The 14791-nt window shown below is 71.2% G+C and carries 13 protein-coding genes; 4 read left to right on the top strand and 9 right to left on the bottom strand.

Going from position 1 to position 14791, the window contains the following annotated elements; genetic code table 11:
- Positions 1-3: 3 nt before the first annotated feature.
- A complete protein-coding gene (hpnC, locus tag Pph01_RS12595; RefSeq protein ID WP_239116643.1) occupies positions 4-822 on the bottom strand; it encodes a squalene synthase HpnC in 819 nt (272 codons plus the stop codon).
- Between the two features lie 405 nt (positions 823-1227).
- Entirely contained in the window at positions 1228-1938 is a 711-nt protein-coding gene (locus tag Pph01_RS12590) for a polysaccharide deacetylase family protein (protein WP_204073237.1), read from the bottom strand.
- Between the two features lie 32 nt (positions 1939-1970).
- Between Pph01_RS12590 and Pph01_RS12585 the strand changes: the two genes are divergently transcribed.
- Positions 1971-3065: an MGDG synthase family glycosyltransferase gene (locus tag Pph01_RS12585; protein ID WP_204073236.1), complete on the top strand. Its 1095-nt coding sequence runs from the start codon at positions 1971-1973 to the stop codon at positions 3063-3065.
- On the opposite strand, the gene Pph01_RS12580 is transcribed toward Pph01_RS12585, so the two are convergent.
- The 5 genes from Pph01_RS12580 to Pph01_RS12560 all read right to left on the bottom strand — a co-directional run bounded on the left by Pph01_RS12580 (position 3019) and on the right by Pph01_RS12560 (position 7152).
- Positions 3019-3924 carry a DMT family transporter gene (locus Pph01_RS12580; RefSeq protein WP_204073235.1) on the bottom strand — a complete coding sequence of 302 codons (906 nt, stop codon included), beginning with the start codon at positions 3922-3924 and terminating at the stop codon, positions 3019-3021. The two genes, Pph01_RS12585 and Pph01_RS12580, sit on opposite strands and share 47 nt — an antisense overlap.
- Positions 3925-4057: 133 nt before the next feature.
- Positions 4058-4888 carry an ABC transporter permease gene (locus Pph01_RS12575; RefSeq protein WP_204073234.1) on the bottom strand — a complete coding sequence of 277 codons (831 nt, stop codon included), beginning with the start codon at positions 4886-4888 and terminating at the stop codon, positions 4058-4060.
- On the bottom strand, positions 4848-5654 hold the full coding sequence (locus tag Pph01_RS12570; RefSeq protein ID WP_204073233.1) for an ABC transporter ATP-binding protein: 807 nt from the start codon (positions 5652-5654) through the stop codon (positions 4848-4850). Before Pph01_RS12570 ends, Pph01_RS12575 begins: the two co-directional genes overlap by 41 nt.
- Complete coding sequence (locus Pph01_RS12565; RefSeq protein ID WP_239116642.1) at positions 5651-6109, bottom strand: MarR family winged helix-turn-helix transcriptional regulator; 459 nt, start codon at positions 6107-6109, stop codon at positions 5651-5653. Before Pph01_RS12565 ends, Pph01_RS12570 begins: the two co-directional genes overlap by 4 nt.
- A 77-nt stretch (positions 6110-6186) precedes the next feature.
- A complete protein-coding gene (locus Pph01_RS12560; protein WP_204073232.1) occupies positions 6187-7152 on the bottom strand; it encodes a UDP-glucuronic acid decarboxylase family protein in 966 nt (321 codons plus the stop codon).
- Between the two features lie 303 nt (positions 7153-7455).
- Between Pph01_RS12560 and Pph01_RS12555 the strand changes: the two genes are divergently transcribed.
- The gene (locus Pph01_RS12555) at positions 7456-8655 is read left to right on the top strand and encodes a sensor histidine kinase (RefSeq protein ID WP_204073231.1); all 1200 of its coding nucleotides are present in this window, start codon (positions 7456-7458) and stop codon (positions 8653-8655) included.
- Positions 8656-8734: 79 nt separating this feature from the next.
- Positions 8735-9538 (top strand): SAM-dependent methyltransferase, encoded by an 804-nt coding sequence (locus Pph01_RS12550; protein ID WP_239116641.1) that lies wholly within the window; start codon positions 8735-8737, stop codon positions 9536-9538.
- Between the two features lie 52 nt (positions 9539-9590).
- Here Pph01_RS12550 and Pph01_RS12545 read toward each other — a convergent pair whose 3' ends face one another.
- Entirely contained in the window at positions 9591-10550 is a 960-nt protein-coding gene (locus tag Pph01_RS12545) for an MBL fold metallo-hydrolase (RefSeq protein ID WP_204073229.1), read from the bottom strand.
- Between the two features lie 216 nt (positions 10551-10766).
- Here Pph01_RS12545 and pgm point away from each other — a divergent pair, with 216 nt between their 5' ends.
- A complete protein-coding gene (pgm, locus tag Pph01_RS12540) occupies positions 10767-12407 on the top strand; it encodes a phosphoglucomutase (alpha-D-glucose-1,6-bisphosphate-dependent) (RefSeq protein ID WP_204073228.1) in 1641 nt (546 codons plus the stop codon).
- Between the two features lie 77 nt (positions 12408-12484).
- Here the strand turns inward: pgm and Pph01_RS12535 are convergent, their stop codons facing one another.
- Entirely contained in the window at positions 12485-14332 is a 1848-nt protein-coding gene (locus tag Pph01_RS12535; RefSeq protein WP_204073227.1) for an AMP-dependent synthetase/ligase, read from the bottom strand.
- Between the last annotated feature and the right edge of the window lie 459 nt (positions 14333-14791).

The following is a 14791-nucleotide window of genomic DNA, read 5'->3' as shown; positions in this document are numbered from 1 at the left end:
GGCTCACCTCCCTCTCGCGAGGACGCGCAACCACTCGATCAGCAGCCGGCCCCGCCGCGGCCGGATGGCGGTTCCAAGGACGTCGTGACGGCCGCGCTCCAGCGCCGCGACGGTGGCGCGCCCTCCCGCGACGTAGCCGGCCACGGCCAGGCGGGCGAACCCGCCGAGCGTGCGGACGAGCGGCGTGCCCTCGTCGAGCAGGGCCGCCGCGCGCCGCGTCTCGAACGCGACGACCCGGCGCAGGCACGGCGAGGTCGAGGGCGCGACCAGGTCGGCCTCGACGCATCCGAAGCGCCGCAGGTCCTCGCCCGGCACGTAGACGTGCCCCCGCGCGAAGTCCTCGCCGACGTCCTGGCAGTGCTCGATGACCTGAAGGGCCGAGCAGATCCGGTCCGACAGGCCGATCCGTTCGGGTACGGCGAGGCCGAAGACGTGCAGCACGATGTGCCCGACGGGGTTGGCCGACAGCGCGCAGGAGGCCAGCAGGTCCTCGAACGTCTCGTAGCGCGTGACGGTCTGTTCCCGCCGGTTCGCCTCGACGAGCCGGTGGAACGGTTCGGCGGGGATCGCGCAGGCCTCAATCGTCGGGGCGAGCGCCCGGATGACGGGCAGTCGCGGTTCGCCGCCGTCGTAGAGGCGGGTCAGGTCGGCGTCGACGGCGTCGAGCAGGCGGAGGCGCTCGCGCGGCTCACCCGGGTCGCCTTCGGAGCCCGCGTCGCCGATGTCGTCCACGCGGCGGGCGAAGCCGTAGACCGCGATGAGGTGGCGCCGGTAGCGACGCGGCAGCAGCCGGGAGGCGACAGGAAAGTTCTCCCGCCGCACCGGCGCCGCATCACAGGCGTCGCTGACATCGCCAGCACTCGCAACGTTTCCCACAGCGCCGAAATTGCTGACATTGCGGGCGTTGCGAATGTGGCGGAGCACGCCTCCCCCCGACAACATGACAGGAGGATCTCCCTCGCGATTCGCCACAAAACATGGCATGAGCTCGGCGGACTTTACGCACGTGGCCGGTCGGGCAGACGAAATGTTTGATCACGGCCGGGGACGTCGAGGGAATTCAAAATCCTTATTGTCGGTACAGGTCAGTAAATGTGGTCGCTTTCCAATGCTTTTGCCGTAATAGCGTGAGGTAAAAGCTTCGCGTGCCTGAGCGGCCCCGGCTCGTACGGCCGGGCGACGCCGGGTAGGAGCCCGGCGGAAAGCCGGCCGGACGCGAGCCGGCCGTCAGTCGACGCCGTGCTCGGCCAGCGGGCCGACGCGCAGTCCCGCGGAGCGGCAGTGATCGACCAGTTGCCCGAGGGCGCCGAGCGCCGAGCGCCACGCGCCGGGGGCCGAGGTGCAGTCGGAGTCGTGCAGCAGGATCGTCGCCCCGCCGCGCAGGCCGGGGGCGATGCTCGCCAGCACGGACTCCGGGGTCGCGCGCTCGGTCCAGTCCCGTCCCCACACGGTCCACAACACGGGACGCAACCCCCACCACCGCGCGGCGATGAGGGTCTCCGCGCTGAGCACCCCGTAGGGCGGCCGGTACCAGACCGGTCGGACGCCCGTGACCTCACCCACGAGGCTGGCCGCCCGGCCCATCTCGGCGGTGACCCGGCCCGGAGGCGTCATGAGGGCGTTGCGGTGGTGCCAGCCGTGCACGCCGATCTCGTGGCCGGCCTCGGCGACGCGGCGGGCGACGCCGGGGTGGCGTTCGAGCATCTCACCGAGGACGAAGAAGGTCGCGCGGCATCCCAGCCGGTCGAGTTCGTCGAGGAAACGCGGCGTGGACCGGGGATCGGGCCCGTCGTCGAAGGTCAGCGCGACATGGCCGGGCGTCCCCTCGCCGGCGAGCCCGGGAGTCAGGCGGCGGACGGCGGGCAGCCAGGTCGCCCCGGGACCGGCGTGCAGCAGGGCCGCACCGCCGAGCCCGAGCGCGAGAGCAGCGCGAGTCATCCCCTCAAGTGTTCTCAGGGAAGGTGCTCGTGATGTCAAAGGGCCGAAAAATACTCATCCTGAGCGCGAGCATGGGCGCCGGGCACGACGGCGTCGCCACCGAGCTCGGCCGCCGGTTGACGGCCGAGGGCGTCGAGGCCGAGGTGGTCGACATCCTCGATCTGCTCCCGGTGGGCCTGGGGGCGTCGTTGCGCCGGGGGTACGGCTGGATGATCCGCTCGGCGCCGCGGTTGTACGCCGCGATCTACCAGGTCTTCTTCGTGTCCGAGTGTGCCCCCTCGACCTCGCCGCTGACCCTCCTGGCCGCGGGGCCGCTGCGTGAGCTCGTACGGCTCCGCGCGCCTGAGGCGGTCGTCTCGACCTTCCACCTGGCCGCACAGGTCACCGGTCACCTGCGCGAACGCGACCGGCTCGCCGTACCGAGCGTGGTCGTCGTCACCGACTTCGCCGCGCACCGCCTGTGGCTGCATCCCGGGAACGACACGTACCTGTGCGGCGATCCCGTGACGGCGCTCACCGTCGCGGAGGCGACCGGCCGCCCCGTCCTGTGCCACGCCCCGCTCGTCCGGCCCGAGTTCCTCAAACGGGACGCCGACGCCGCGTGGGCCGCGGCACGGGCACGCGCGCGGCTCGGCGTCCGGGAGGGCGACCGGCCGGTCCTCGTCTCCGCCGGAGCCTGGGGGGTCGGGGAGGTGGAGGAGACGGCCCGCGTCCTGGCGGCGTCCGGCCGCTATGTGCCCGTCGTCCTCTGCGGGCGGAGCGACCGCCTCCTGCGCCGCCTGCGGGACGCCGGAACCGGATTGGCCCTCGGCTGGTGCGACGACATGCCCGGCGTCTTCGCCGCCGCCTACGCGGTGGTCGACAACGCGGCCGGTCTGACCTGCAGGGAGGCGTTCGCCGCCGGGGTGCCGGTCGTCTCCTACCGGCCCATCGCGGGGCACGGGCGCGACGGCGCGCTGGCCATGGCGCGGGCGGGGCTGAGCGTCTACGCGCGGGACGCGGCCGAGCTCATCGGCGCGCTCGACCGCCTCGACGGCACCCCCGAGCGCGCAGAGCTGATCGCCAGAGGGGCCGCCCTGTTCAGCGAGGCGTCCCCCGAGTCTCTTCTGGGTTCCCTGCCTCGATGACCTGGTCTCCCCGGATGGCCACCGATCGGGACAGCAGCACACTGCCCAGGAGGATCAGGCCGATCCCCACGAGTTCGGGCACCACCCACGGGCCGGTCCTGATGTCCTCGCCGAACAGGGCGACGCCGTACCCGGTGCTCGCCACCGGGTCGGTGACGGTGAGCGCGGGCTGGACGGCGACCAGGGGCGAGCACTGCAGGGCGTTCTGCAACAGGAAGACGCTGCACAGGCCGGTCGCCACCATGGTGTAGAGCGGCCACGAGGTCAGCACGCCGGGCGGGTCCTGCTCGAGGATGTCGATCGTCCGCTTCATCAGCACCGCGGTGTAGGCGAAGGTGAGCCCGGCCGCGATGCCGAGCGCCACGCCGCGCAGCCCCAGCCCGCCGGGCATCCTGCCGCTGACCACGCCGACCGTGACCGCCACCGCCACGAGCCCGGCCGTGACCGCCGCGGAGATCACCCAGCCCATGAACCCGGGCAGCTTGTCGGCGTTCGAAGGGGACGCCGCGGCGAGGAAGAGGGCCAGGCCCGAGGTGACGGCGCCGACGGCCAGCCACGACTGCCGTCCCAGCTGGATCTTGAACAGCCACGCGGCGATGAGCAGCGTGATGGGCAACTCCACGACGAGGAGGGGTTGCACCAGCGCCAGTCCTCCGAAGCCGAGCGCGGTCGCCTGGAAGAGGAAGCCGCCGATGAGGGCCAGGATGCCGAGAAGCCATGCCGGGCGGCGGACCAGATCCCACATCAACGCCAGGCGGAACGCCTCACTCGGCGGGGCGGATCGGGCGGCCTTGCGCTGCAGCACGGACGCGAGGGCGTTGCACACCGCCGCCAGAAGTGCGAGAGGAACAGCGATCATGATGTGCCCCCCGGATTCCCCGTCCGCTGAGTGGTGCAATACCCCCCGAAGGGTAGTCCCACGAGCAAATACCCCCCGACCTGCCCAAACACCCCCAGCGCGAACGATGTTCGCGCTGGTCACCCCAGAGGGGTCAGCCGCGGGCTAGGCGGGGGAGCAGGGCCGAGGCGACGGCGATCATGACCGCGGCCGAGGCGAGCAGCACGCCGAAGTCGAGCAGGAGCCGGGCGGAGGTGCCGACCAGGAGCCCGCGCAGGGCGTCGACCTCGTAGCTCAGCGGGTTGACGTGGTTGATCACCTGAAGCCAGCCCGGCATGAGCTGCACCGGATAGAGCGCGTTCGACGCGAAGAACAGCGGCATCGTGATGGCCTGCCCGATGCCCATGAGCCGGTCTCTGGACAACACCAGGCCGGCGATCGTGATCGACAGGCAGCAGAAGAACGCCGACCCCAGCAGCAGCGCGACGACCAACAAGATGATCTTTAGGGGGTTCGTCGCGAGGTGGACGCCGAGGACCAGCGCGAGGACGAGCACCACGACGGCCTGGGCCACGGCGCGCACCCCGGCCGCGAACGCCTTGGCGCCGACCAGCGCGATCCGCGGCGTCGGCGTCACCAGCAGCTTGGCGAGCACTCCGGCGTCACGCTCCCAGATGATCTGGATGCCGTAGAAGATCGCGATGAACAGCGCGGACTGCGCGAGGATGCCGGGAGCCAGGAAGTCCAGGTACGGCGTCGAGCCAGTGGGAATCGCCCGGATCCGGGTGAACACCTGGCCGAACACGAGCAGCCACAACGCGGGCTGGATGGCCCGGGTGACCAGCTCCGTCCGGTCGTGGCGGAGCTTCTGCAGCTCGACCAGGCATGTCGTGGCGATGCGCGAGGCGACGGTCCGGGCGACGGCGAGTGGTCCGGGCTCGGTCTCAACCGACGCGGCGGGCGGTGCGACGGGCAGCGCGGACATCGCGCATCCCTCCGTTCTCGTTGTCGCCGGTCAGGGCGTTGCCGGTGTGGTGCCGGAAGACGTCGTCGAGGGTGGCGTCGGGGCCGAGGGCGTCCTTCAGCTCGCCGGGGGAACCCTGTGCGCGGATACGGCCGCGGTGCATGAGCGCGACGCGCTCGCAGTGCTCGTCGGCCTCCTGCATGGCGTGGGTCGTGACGAGGACGGTCATTCCGGTGGCCGCGCGGATCGAGGCGATCCTGTCCCACACGCCGTCGCGGGCCACGGGGTCGAGCCCGACGGTCGGCTCGTCGAGGATCAGCAGTTGCGGGGCGCTGACCAGGGCCTGGGCCAGTTCCAGCCGGCGCACCATCCCGCCGGAGTAGGTCTTGCTCGGGCGGTCGGCCACCTCGGTGAGGTCCATGGCGTCGAGCACGGCAGCGACCTGGGCCGCACGGGCGGCGCGCGGCACGTCGTACAGCCGGGCGAACAGGGCGACGTTCTCCCTGCCCGTGAGGGTCCCGTCCGCGGACAGCTGCTGGGGGACGTATCCGATCAGCCGCCGCACGGCCGTCCGCTGGCGGGCGACGTCGCGGCCCATCACCTGGATCGCGCCGGGGGGCGCGGGCAGCAGCGTGGTGATCATCCGGATCGTCGTGGTCTTGCCGGCGCCGTTCGGCCCGAGCAGGCCGAACACCTCGCCGCGCTCAACCTCCAGGTCGAGCCCGTCGACGGCGACGGTGTCGCCGAACTTCTGGCGCAGCCCGACGCAGCGCAGCGCTGGGGTCATTCGGCGTCCTCCGCGAGTTCCGTGAGCAGGTGCCGCAGGGCGGGCAGGGCCGCCACGACGGTGGCGGCCTCGTCCTCGCTCAGCCGGCCGAAGGCGTCGCCGACGAGCCGGCTGCGGGTGTCGCGCCAGCGGGCGAGCCGGGCGACCGCCGAGTCGGTGAGGTAGAGCCGGGCCGCGCGGCGGTCCGTCGGATCGATCTCGCGGCGCAGGAGCCCTGAGGCGCCGAGCTGGTTCACGAGTGTGCTGACCGAGTTGCCCGCGAGATGGAGGGCCCGCGCGGCCGCCGCGACGCCGATGCCGGGCTCGGTCTCGACGAGCTGCAGCAGCTCCACCTGCCCGCCGCGCAGCAGCGGGCCGGGCAGCTCGGCGCGCAGTCGGCGCCGCACGACGCGGCGCAGCGCCAGTACGACGGCCATCACCTCGTCCGCCGTGGCGGGAGTCCTCATCGGAGACATAAAATGCATTATACCTCTTATTAAGAGGTATAATCAGGACAAATTGGATCACTGTGACCCGGGAGAGGCGCGGGAGATCAGGAGACGGCCGCGGCGTCCGACCCTCTCAGCTCCCGCTCGAACCAGGCGATGGTCCGCAGCAGCCCCGTCTCGGGATCGACCCGCGGCCGCCATCCAAGCCGGCGGGCCGCCAGCGAGGTGTCCGGCCGGCGGACGTCGGGGTCGTCCACCGGCCGCTCCACGAAACGGATGGGCGAACAGGACCCGGTCAGGCGGCGGATCGTCTCCGCCAGTTCGAGTACGGACATCTCGGCGGGGTTCCCGATGTTCACCGGGCCCGCGAAGTGGCTCGCGGCCAGCGCGAGCACGCCGCTCACCGTGTCGTCGACGTAGCAGATCGACCGCGTCTGGGTGCCGTCTCCCGCCACGGTGATGGGCTCCCCGGTCAGGGACTGCCGGATGAACGTGGGAACCGCCCGGCCGTCGTGGGGCCGCATCCCCGGGCCGTAGGTGTTGAAGATGCGGACGATGCCCGTGTCCACCCCGTGGGCATCCCGGTAGGCCGTGGTGAGCGACTCCGCGAAGCGCTTGGCCTCGTCGTACACGCTGCGCGGCCCGACCGGGTTGACGTTGCCCCAGTAGCTCTCCCGCTGCGGGTGCTCCAACGGGTCGCCGTAGACCTCGCTGGTGGAGGCGAGGACGAAGCGGGCGCTCTTCTCCCTGGCGAGCCCCAGCGCGTGCAGCGTGCCGAGGCTGCCGGCCTTGAGCGTCTCGATCGGATGCCGCAGGTAGTCGGCGGGGGATGCGGACGAGGCGAAGTGGAGCACCAGGCCGACCGGCCCCGGCACGTGGACGAATCCGGTGAGGTCGCACTCCGTGACGCGGAAGCCCGGCCGGCCCATCAGGTGCCCGACGTTGCGCGGTGACCCGGTGAGGAAGTTGTCCATGCAGGTGACCGCGGCACCTTGGTCGAGCAGTCGCTCGCACAGGTGGGAGCCGAGGAACCCGGCGCCGCCCGTGATCACCGCGCGGAGACCCGTCATCGTGCGACCCCCTCCAGCGACCCCGGGCCGCGTCCGCATGGATCGCCTCCGTCGCGTGTGATGGTTGGTTGCCGCACACGGCACGACTAAACGGACTTTTATTGATAATTCAACCGAAATAGGACTTTAGGCGGCCCGGTTGGAGAGCGGCGGCCCATGGGGGCCGCGGCGCGCCTGGTTAAAGACCTCTTGGCGCAGGTTAGACCTCCGCCGCCCTGGGTAACGCTAATCGGACGAAAGTATTCAAACGCCGCAAAAGTTAGCGCTCGGGGTAGAGATCGCCGGATCCCCCGGAGGAGCGCCATGGAGGACGGAATCAGATATTCGCGAGGCGGATGGCGCGGATTCGCCGACCGGCACCGAGAGGGTCTCGTCGACGTCGCGCTGGCGGCGGCGGTCCTGGTCTGCAGCCTTCCGCCGGCCCTACTGGGAATCGGCGCGCCCGCATCGTGGGTGAGCGCCCCCCGCTGGTTCGCCGTCCTGACCGCCGTCGTCGCGTCCCTGTCCATGCTGGTACGGCGTCGCATGGCCTGGCCGCCCCTGGTCGCCGCGGTGATCTGCCTCGCGGCCACCGGGGAGTTCCTGCCGTTGACCGTCGCGGCGTACTCGATGACGGCGCACGCCACCGTGCGGAGGTGGGAGCGGGTCGCCGGAGCCGCGGCGGTCGCCTACCTGGCGATCAGCGTGTTGGCCCGGGCGCCGCTTCATCTGCTCTGGGCCGACGCCATCCGCGCCGTCGCGCTGGTCTACCTTCCCGCGATGATCGGGACCTGGGTCCGGGGATATCGCACGATGCAGGCGGAGCTGTGGCTCAGGGAGGAGCGGGCCGCGTCCGATGAGCGCCGTCGCCTGGCGGGGGAGCTGCACGACACCGTCACCCATGCGGTCACGGTGATGGTTCTGCACGCCGGGGTCATCAGGGACACCGAGGACCGGACGGAGGTCAGGTCGCTTGCCAGGATCATCGAGGACAAGGGCGTGCGGGCGCTGTCGGAGCTGCGGGAGTTGCTGACGGTGGTGCGGCGCGGAGACATCCCCGCCGCGGCCAAGGGGGTCGACTCGATCCCCCAGCTCGTCGACGAGTGCGTCGCGACGGGCCTGCGGGTCGATCTCCGGCTCGACACGGGAACGCTCTCCCGGGAGGCCGGCCACGCGTGCTACCGGATCGTCCAGGAAGGGCTCAACAACGTCCGCAAACACGCGCCGGGATCCGAGGTGCGGGTGGTCTGCGAGACCGCGGGCGACGTGACCAGGGTGTCGGTGATCAACGGCGAGACCGGTGACGGGCCGAGCCCGGCCGGAATGATCCTCGAGTACGCCGGGCCCGGCTACGGGCTGGAGGGGCTGAAGGAACGCGTCGCCCTGATGGGAGGCCTGCTCGCCTGGGCTCCGACGGAGGAGGGCGGCTTCGTGCTGACCGCCCGCATCCCCCGCACCAGGGAGCTGGGCTATTTGCCGCCCGTGCGGCGGGGGACGGTGGGATCCGCCGCCGGCCTTCGGTGATCCCTCGGATTCCCGTAAATATCCGGATTTGTTGGCTACGTTGTGATCAACATCGGACGCGGGCGAGGGGCAGATGAACATGGAGCAGGCACCGTTGGGGGTCGATCCCGCGATTCCGAGCGTCGCCCGGATCTACGACTACCTCCTCGGCGGAACGGACAACTTCGCCTCCGACCGGGCGGCGGCCGACAAGCTCGCCGAGCTGACCCCCAACATCAGGGAGGGCGTCCAGGCCAATCGCCGCTTCCTCAGCCGTGCGGTGCGCTTCCTCGCCGATAACGGGATCCGGCAGTTCCTCGACGTCGGCGCGGGCCTGCCCACGCAGGAGAACGTCCACCAGGTCGCGCTGCGGGCGGCACCGGACTCCCGGATCGTCTACGTCGACAACGACCCGATCGTGCTGGCCCAGGGCGGCCGCCTGCTGGCCGACGACCCGCGGTCGATCCTCGTGGACGGCGACCTCCGCGAGCCCGAGGCCATCCTGAGCGACCCGCGGGTCCTCGCGCACATCGACTTCGACCGGCCGGTCGGGCTGCTGATGCTCGCGGTGCTGCACTTCATCCCGGAGGACGACGTCGCCGAGAGGGCGGTGCGCACGTTGCGCGACCGGCTCGCCCCGGGAAGCGGCCTGGTGGTCAACCACCTCTCCTTCGGCGACATCGACGACGGGAAGCTCCAGGAGGGGCGCGAGGTCTACCGCCGGACCGCCACCGGCTCGGTCACGCCCAGGACCCGCGCGCAGATCCTGGGATTCTTCGACGGGTTCGAGCTGACCGAGCCGGGCCTGGTGTCCACGGGGGAGTGGCGCCCCGAGCCGGACGAGCCCAGGATCCCCAAGCTGCCCGGCATCGACGGCTTCAGCGGGGTGGCCTTGCGCCGCTGAGCGCGCCCGCACCCAGGCCCCGCCGTCTGACAACCGGGCCCGGGTTCGGCCGTCAGACGGCGCTGGCCATGGGCCCGCCGTTGTACCGCACGGCGTCGCCGATCGCCGCCATGAGGTCGAAGGGCCGGCCCGCGGCGTCGGCGTACGCGCGGTGCAGGTTGAGCACGAGCCGCTCCGCGTCCGGCCAGGCCGCGAACTCCCCGAGGTCGCAACGCTGCGCGGCCTCGAACGGCGTCAGGCCCTCCTCGAGCCCGGTACGCGCGGTCCGCAGCACCAGTTGGAGATAACGCTCCACATCGGCGAGCACACCGGGCAGCGCGGCCCCGTCGATGAGGGGGCCGTGGCCGGGGACGACGTGGTCGGCGCCGAAGTCGGCCAGCCAGCCCAGCGACGCGATCGCCCCCTCGACCGAGCCCATGAACACCAGCGGCGTGACGCCGTGGAAGATCAGGTCGCCGGTGAACAGGACCCGCTCCTCGGGAAGCCAGGCCACGACGTCGCCGGTCGTGTGCGCCGGATGACCCGGGTGCAGGAGGTCGACCCGGCGTGAGCCGGTGAACAACGTCAGATCCGAGCGCAGGACGACCGAGGGGACCCGCCGCGTGACCTGTCCCCAGTCGGGCACCGGCTGCCAGACGGGCGGGCAGCCGTCGATGATCGGGTCGGCCAGCAGCCCCTCACGCATGGCCTCGTGCCCGATCAGCACCGTCGAACTCGGCAGCAGGCTGTTGCCGTACGTGTGATCGCCGTGCAGGTGCGTGTTGACCGCCATGGTCAGCGGCGCGTCGCCGGTGGCCGCGCCGACGGCGGCCAGGAACCGGCGCGTGCGCACCTCCGTGGCGCAGGTGTCGACGACGATCGTGCCGTCGGGGCCGCTCACCGCGCCGGCGTTGTTGATCCACCAGGTGCCGTCGGGCTGCACCCAGGCGAAGACGCCCTCGACGATCTCATGCAGGGCCGCCGCCTCGGGTGCGGAGCCGGCTCGGTCGTGCGTCGATGTCACCGTCGTCATTCCTCTGTTCGTACGTGTACCGCCGGGTCGCGGGCCCGTCGGGCGCTCGCGTGCCTTGGTTACGATACGACCCGTTTGGGTGATTCGATGAAGCGCTCCCGCTGGACGGCATGCCCTCAGGAACCCGAGGCACCTCCCGGAGGGGAGAGCCGGAGGTTATGGGGCAGACTGGCGGATGCCCCCGTCTGACGGCGAACCGCAGGAGCAAGAGAGCCCATGGCCGACCCACGCGCCGGACAACCCGCCCGCCCCTCCGACCTCGTTGACGTGGCCCGTCTGGTGACGGCCTACTACGCGTTGCACCCCGACCCCGAGCAGGCGGGCCAGCGGGTCGCGTTCGGGACGTCGGGACACCGGGGATCGGCGCTCAACGCCGCCTTCAACGAGGACCACATCCTCGCGACCAGCCAGGCCATCTGCGAGTTCCGGGCGAGCAGGGGCGTGGACGGGCCGCTCTTCCTCGGCATCGACACCCATGCGCTCTCCGAGCCCGCCCGGGTCAGCGCACTGGAGGTCTTCGCGGCCAACGGCGTGTCGGTGCTGATCGACAGCCGTGACGGGTACACGCCGACGCCGGCCGTCTCCCACGCGATCCTCACCTTCAACCGCGGCCGCCGGGCGGGGCTCGCCGACGGGGTCGTGGTCACGCCGTCGCACAACCCGCCGACGGACGGCGGCTTCAAGTACAACCCGCCGAACGGCGGCCCGGCGGACACCGACGCCACGTCGTGGATCCAGGACCGGGCCAACGCGCTGATCGCCGGCGGGCTGAAGGAGGTCAGGCGCGTCCCCTACGCCCGCGCGCTGTCGGCCGCCACGACCGGGCGCTACGACTTCGTCGCGGAGTACGTCGGCGACCTCGGATCGGTGGTGGATCTCGAGGCGGTCCGGGAAGCGGGCGTCCGCATCGGGGCCGATCCGCTGGGCGGCGCCAGCGTGGCCTACTGGGGGGAGATCGCGGACCGGTACGGGCTCGACCTGACCGTGGTGAATCCCCTCGTCGACCCGACCTGGCGCTTCATGACGCTCGACTGGGACGGCAAGATCAGAATGGACTGCTCCTCGCCGTACGCGATGGCGTCCCTGATCGGCGCGCGAGACGCCTTCGCCGTCTCGACGGGCAACGACGCCGACGCCGACAGGCACGGCATCGTGACCCCCGACGCCGGCCTGATGAACCCCAACCACTACCTCGCCGTCGCGATCTCCTACCTGTACGGCAACAGGCCCGGATGGCGGCCGGAGGCGGGGGTCGGCAAGACCCTGGTCAGCAGCGGCATGATCGACCGGGTCGCGGCCGATCTGGGCCGGCGCCTGGTCGAGGTCCCCGTGGGGTTCAAGTGGTTCGTGTCCGGGCTGCTCGACGGATCGCTGGGCTTCGGCGGCGAGGAGAGCGCGGGCGCCTCGTTCCTGCGCCGCGACGGCTCGGCGTGGACCACCGACAAGGACGGCATCGTCATGGCCCTGCTGGCCTCGGAGATCATCGCGGTCACCGGCCGTTCGCCGAGCGAGCACTACGCGGACCTGGTGTCCCGGTTCGGCGACCCGGCGTACGCCCGGGTCGACGCGCCCGCGACCCGCGAGCAGAAGGCGGTCCTCGGCAGACTGTCGGCGGAGCAGGTCACGGCGGACACCCTCGCGGGCGAGCCGATCACCGAGGTGCTCACGTCGGCTCCCGGCAACGGCGCCGCGATCGGCGGGCTGAAGGTCTCCACGGAGAACGCCTGGTTCGCCGCACGCCCCTCCGGCACGGAGGACGTCTACAAGATCTACGCCGAGTCGTTCCGCGGCCGGGACCATCTCGCGGAGGTGCAGGAGGAGGCCCGGGCCCTCGTCGACGCGGCCCTGTCCGCCTGACCCCTCGGGTCGAAACGGCCGGATGCCCGCCGCGGGACCTTCGCGCCCGCGGCGGGCATCCGCTCAGTCGTTCGTGATCAGTCGCCGTAGAGCAGGTCGATCGCGTCGGAGTACTTGCTGTGGATGATCCGACGGCGCAGGGAGAACTTGGGGGTGAGTTCGTCGGTCTGGGTCGACCACTCCACCGGCAGGAGCTTCCACTTCTTGATCTGCTGGACCCGTGCCAGGCGCTCGTTCGCCCTGGCCACGATGCCCTCGACCGCGGCGAGCACGTCCGGGTGCTCGGCCAGGTCGGCGAGCCCGGTGAAGGTGAGGCCCTGGCCGCGGGCCCAGGCCGGGGCCGCCTCGCCGTCCAGGGTGATGAGCGCGACCGGGTAGGGGCGGCGGTCGCCGAAGGCGAGGGCCTGGCCGACCAGGGGGTGCTCCTTGAGCAGGTTCTCGATGTTGGCGGGGGAGATGTTCTCGCCGCCCGCCGTGATGATCAGCTCCTTCTTGCGGTCGATGATCTTGCAGAACCCGTCCTCGTCGAGGCTGCCGACGTCACCGGTGTGCAGCCAGCCGTCCTCGTCGAGGAGGTCGGCGGTGGCCTGCGGCAGGTTGAGATAACCCGACGTCCCGATGGGGCCGCGCATCAGCACCTCGCCGTCATCGGCGATCTTGAGCTCGACGCCGGGCAGCGCCGGGCCGACCGAGCCGAGCTTGTACCTCGTGGGGGTGTTGACCGTGCACGCGCCGGTCGTTTCGGTCATGCCGTAGACCTCGAGGATGTTCAGGCCGAGGCCGGCGAAGAAGCGCTGCACCTCGATGGAGAGCGGTGCGGCGCCCGACGACAGCCAGCCCGCCCGGTCGAAGCCGATCAGCGACCGGACGAGCGACAGCAGGCCCGCGTCGGCCGCCTCGTAGGCCTGGACGATCTCGGGCGGGGGCGTCGCGCCGTTCTGGCCCGCCTCGATGTAGGCCACTCCGGCGGCCATCGCGGCCCGCGCCTGCTCCTGCTGCTCCTCGGGCTGGGTGTCCAGCACGGCCAGCAGCCCCGCCATGATCTTCTCCCACACCCGCGGGACGCCGAAGAACAACACCGGCCGCACCTCGCGGAGCACCGTGCTGAGCTGCGTGAGGTCCGGGCAGAAGTGGACGTGCGAGCCCTTGAACAGGGGCAGATAGAGGCTCAGCACCCGCTCGGCGATGTGGGCGTAGGTGAGATAGGAGATCTGCGTGCCGAGGTCGGGGAGCGAGGAGGTGTTCTCGATCGCGGCGACCTCGTAGCTGATGTTGCGGTGGCTCAGCGGCACGCCCTTGGGGTTGCCGGTCGTGCCCGAGGTGTAGAGCACCGTCGCGGTGTCGCCGGGCCGCACCGCCCGCAGGCGGCTCTCGACGAGCGCGGGATCGGCCGCGTGCCGTTCGGCGCCGAGGGCGACGAAGGCGTCCCACGTCAGGAAGCGGTCGCCGGTGGGGCACGCCTCGGCGTCGAGCACGATCACCTTGGTCAGGTGCGGGAGTTCGCCCAGGGCGTGCTCCCAGCGTCGCAGTTCGTCGGCTCCGCCGAGCACAGCGATCTTCGCCTTCGCGTCCGCCGAGATGTACGTCACCTGCTCGGGCGCGAGCGTGGCGTAGACGGAGATCGGGGTGGCGCCCGCGTGCACGGCCCCCAGGTCGGCCAGCACGTGCTCGGTGCGGTTGACCATCATGAGCGTCACGGTGTCGCCCGCCTCGAGGCCCAGCGCCGCGAAGCCGGCCGCGATCGCCAGCACCTGCGCGCGGGCCTCGGCGAAGGTCAGCGTCTCCCAGCCGTCTCCGGCGCGCATCGAGTACGCGGGCGCGTCGGGGTGCGCCTCGGTGATGTCCTGAAGCCGGCTGCAGAGGGTGAATTCGCGAATCTGGTCCTCAATCAGAGAACGCTCGTGCAGAATGTCGGCTTTCGTCATAGATGAGCCTTTTTGTGTGGGGGATGGCATCTGACTTGGCACGTATCGCATCACGCGGTCAAATGGGTTACAAGAGGTTCACCTGACTGCCTTTTCCGGTGTGCGCCCCAGAGTGCGTCCTTCCAGCTGAGACGCCATTTCCCGCGCACTCGAGAAGGCGGATGCCGCCGGAATTCCCATTGGCCTAGACCATTCACGGCGCCGTGGAGAAATCCGACATTGGCCGTCGACATTTCGCGGGAGCCCGTGGGGGGCGGGAGGCCGTGGGGATCGGGAGTCCAGGGGATTCCGGGGGCGGCGGAGCAGTGGTCCGCGTGTGTTTCAGCCGGGATCTCGAACTCGGAGCGTGCTCGCGACCGCGTCCGTCAGGATTTCCCGGCACTGTTCACGGGCGATCGTGTGTAATCCCCGCGCCGGCGCCGTACCGAATGGAGAGTCCGCTTTCACGTGACCGGTCCG

Source organism: Planotetraspora phitsanulokensis, assembly GCF_016863295.1.
Lineage (GTDB): Bacteria > Actinomycetota > Actinomycetes > Streptosporangiales > Streptosporangiaceae > Planotetraspora > Planotetraspora phitsanulokensis.
This window is presented reverse-complemented; position numbering and strand designations above follow the sequence as displayed.

Bases quoted from the DNA above. Each gene is read 5' to 3' on its own strand.
- Pph01_RS12590 (WP_204073237.1), bottom strand. From the start codon at position 1,938: ATGACTCGCGCTGCTCTCGCGCTCGGGCTCGGCGGTGCGGCCCTGCTG.
- Pph01_RS12585 (WP_204073236.1), top strand. From the start codon at position 1,971: ATGTCAAAGGGCCGAAAAATACTCATCCTGAGCGCGAGCATGGGCGCC.
- Pph01_RS12580 (WP_204073235.1), bottom strand. From the start codon at position 3,924: ATGATCGCTGTTCCTCTCGCACTTCTGGCGGCGGTGTGCAACGCCCTC.
- Pph01_RS12575 (WP_204073234.1), bottom strand. From the start codon at position 4,888: ATGTCCGCGCTGCCCGTCGCACCGCCCGCCGCGTCGGTTGAGACCGAG.
- Pph01_RS12570 (WP_204073233.1), bottom strand. From the start codon at position 5,654: ATGACCCCAGCGCTGCGCTGCGTCGGGCTGCGCCAGAAGTTCGGCGAC.
- Pph01_RS12565 (WP_239116642.1), bottom strand. From the start codon at position 6,109: ATGTCTCCGATGAGGACTCCCGCCACGGCGGACGAGGTGATGGCCGTC.
- Pph01_RS12560 (WP_204073232.1), bottom strand. From the start codon at position 7,152: ATGACGGGTCTCCGCGCGGTGATCACGGGCGGCGCCGGGTTCCTCGGC.
- Pph01_RS12555 (WP_204073231.1), top strand. From the start codon at position 7,456: ATGGAGGACGGAATCAGATATTCGCGAGGCGGATGGCGCGGATTCGCC.
- Pph01_RS12550 (WP_239116641.1), top strand. From the start codon at position 8,735: ATGGAGCAGGCACCGTTGGGGGTCGATCCCGCGATTCCGAGCGTCGCC.
- Pph01_RS12545 (WP_204073229.1), bottom strand. From the start codon at position 10,550: ATGACGACGGTGACATCGACGCACGACCGAGCCGGCTCCGCACCCGAG.
- pgm (WP_204073228.1), top strand. From the start codon at position 10,767: ATGGCCGACCCACGCGCCGGACAACCCGCCCGCCCCTCCGACCTCGTT.
- Pph01_RS12535 (WP_204073227.1), bottom strand. From the start codon at position 14,332: ATGACGAAAGCCGACATTCTGCACGAGCGTTCTCTGATTGAGGACCAG.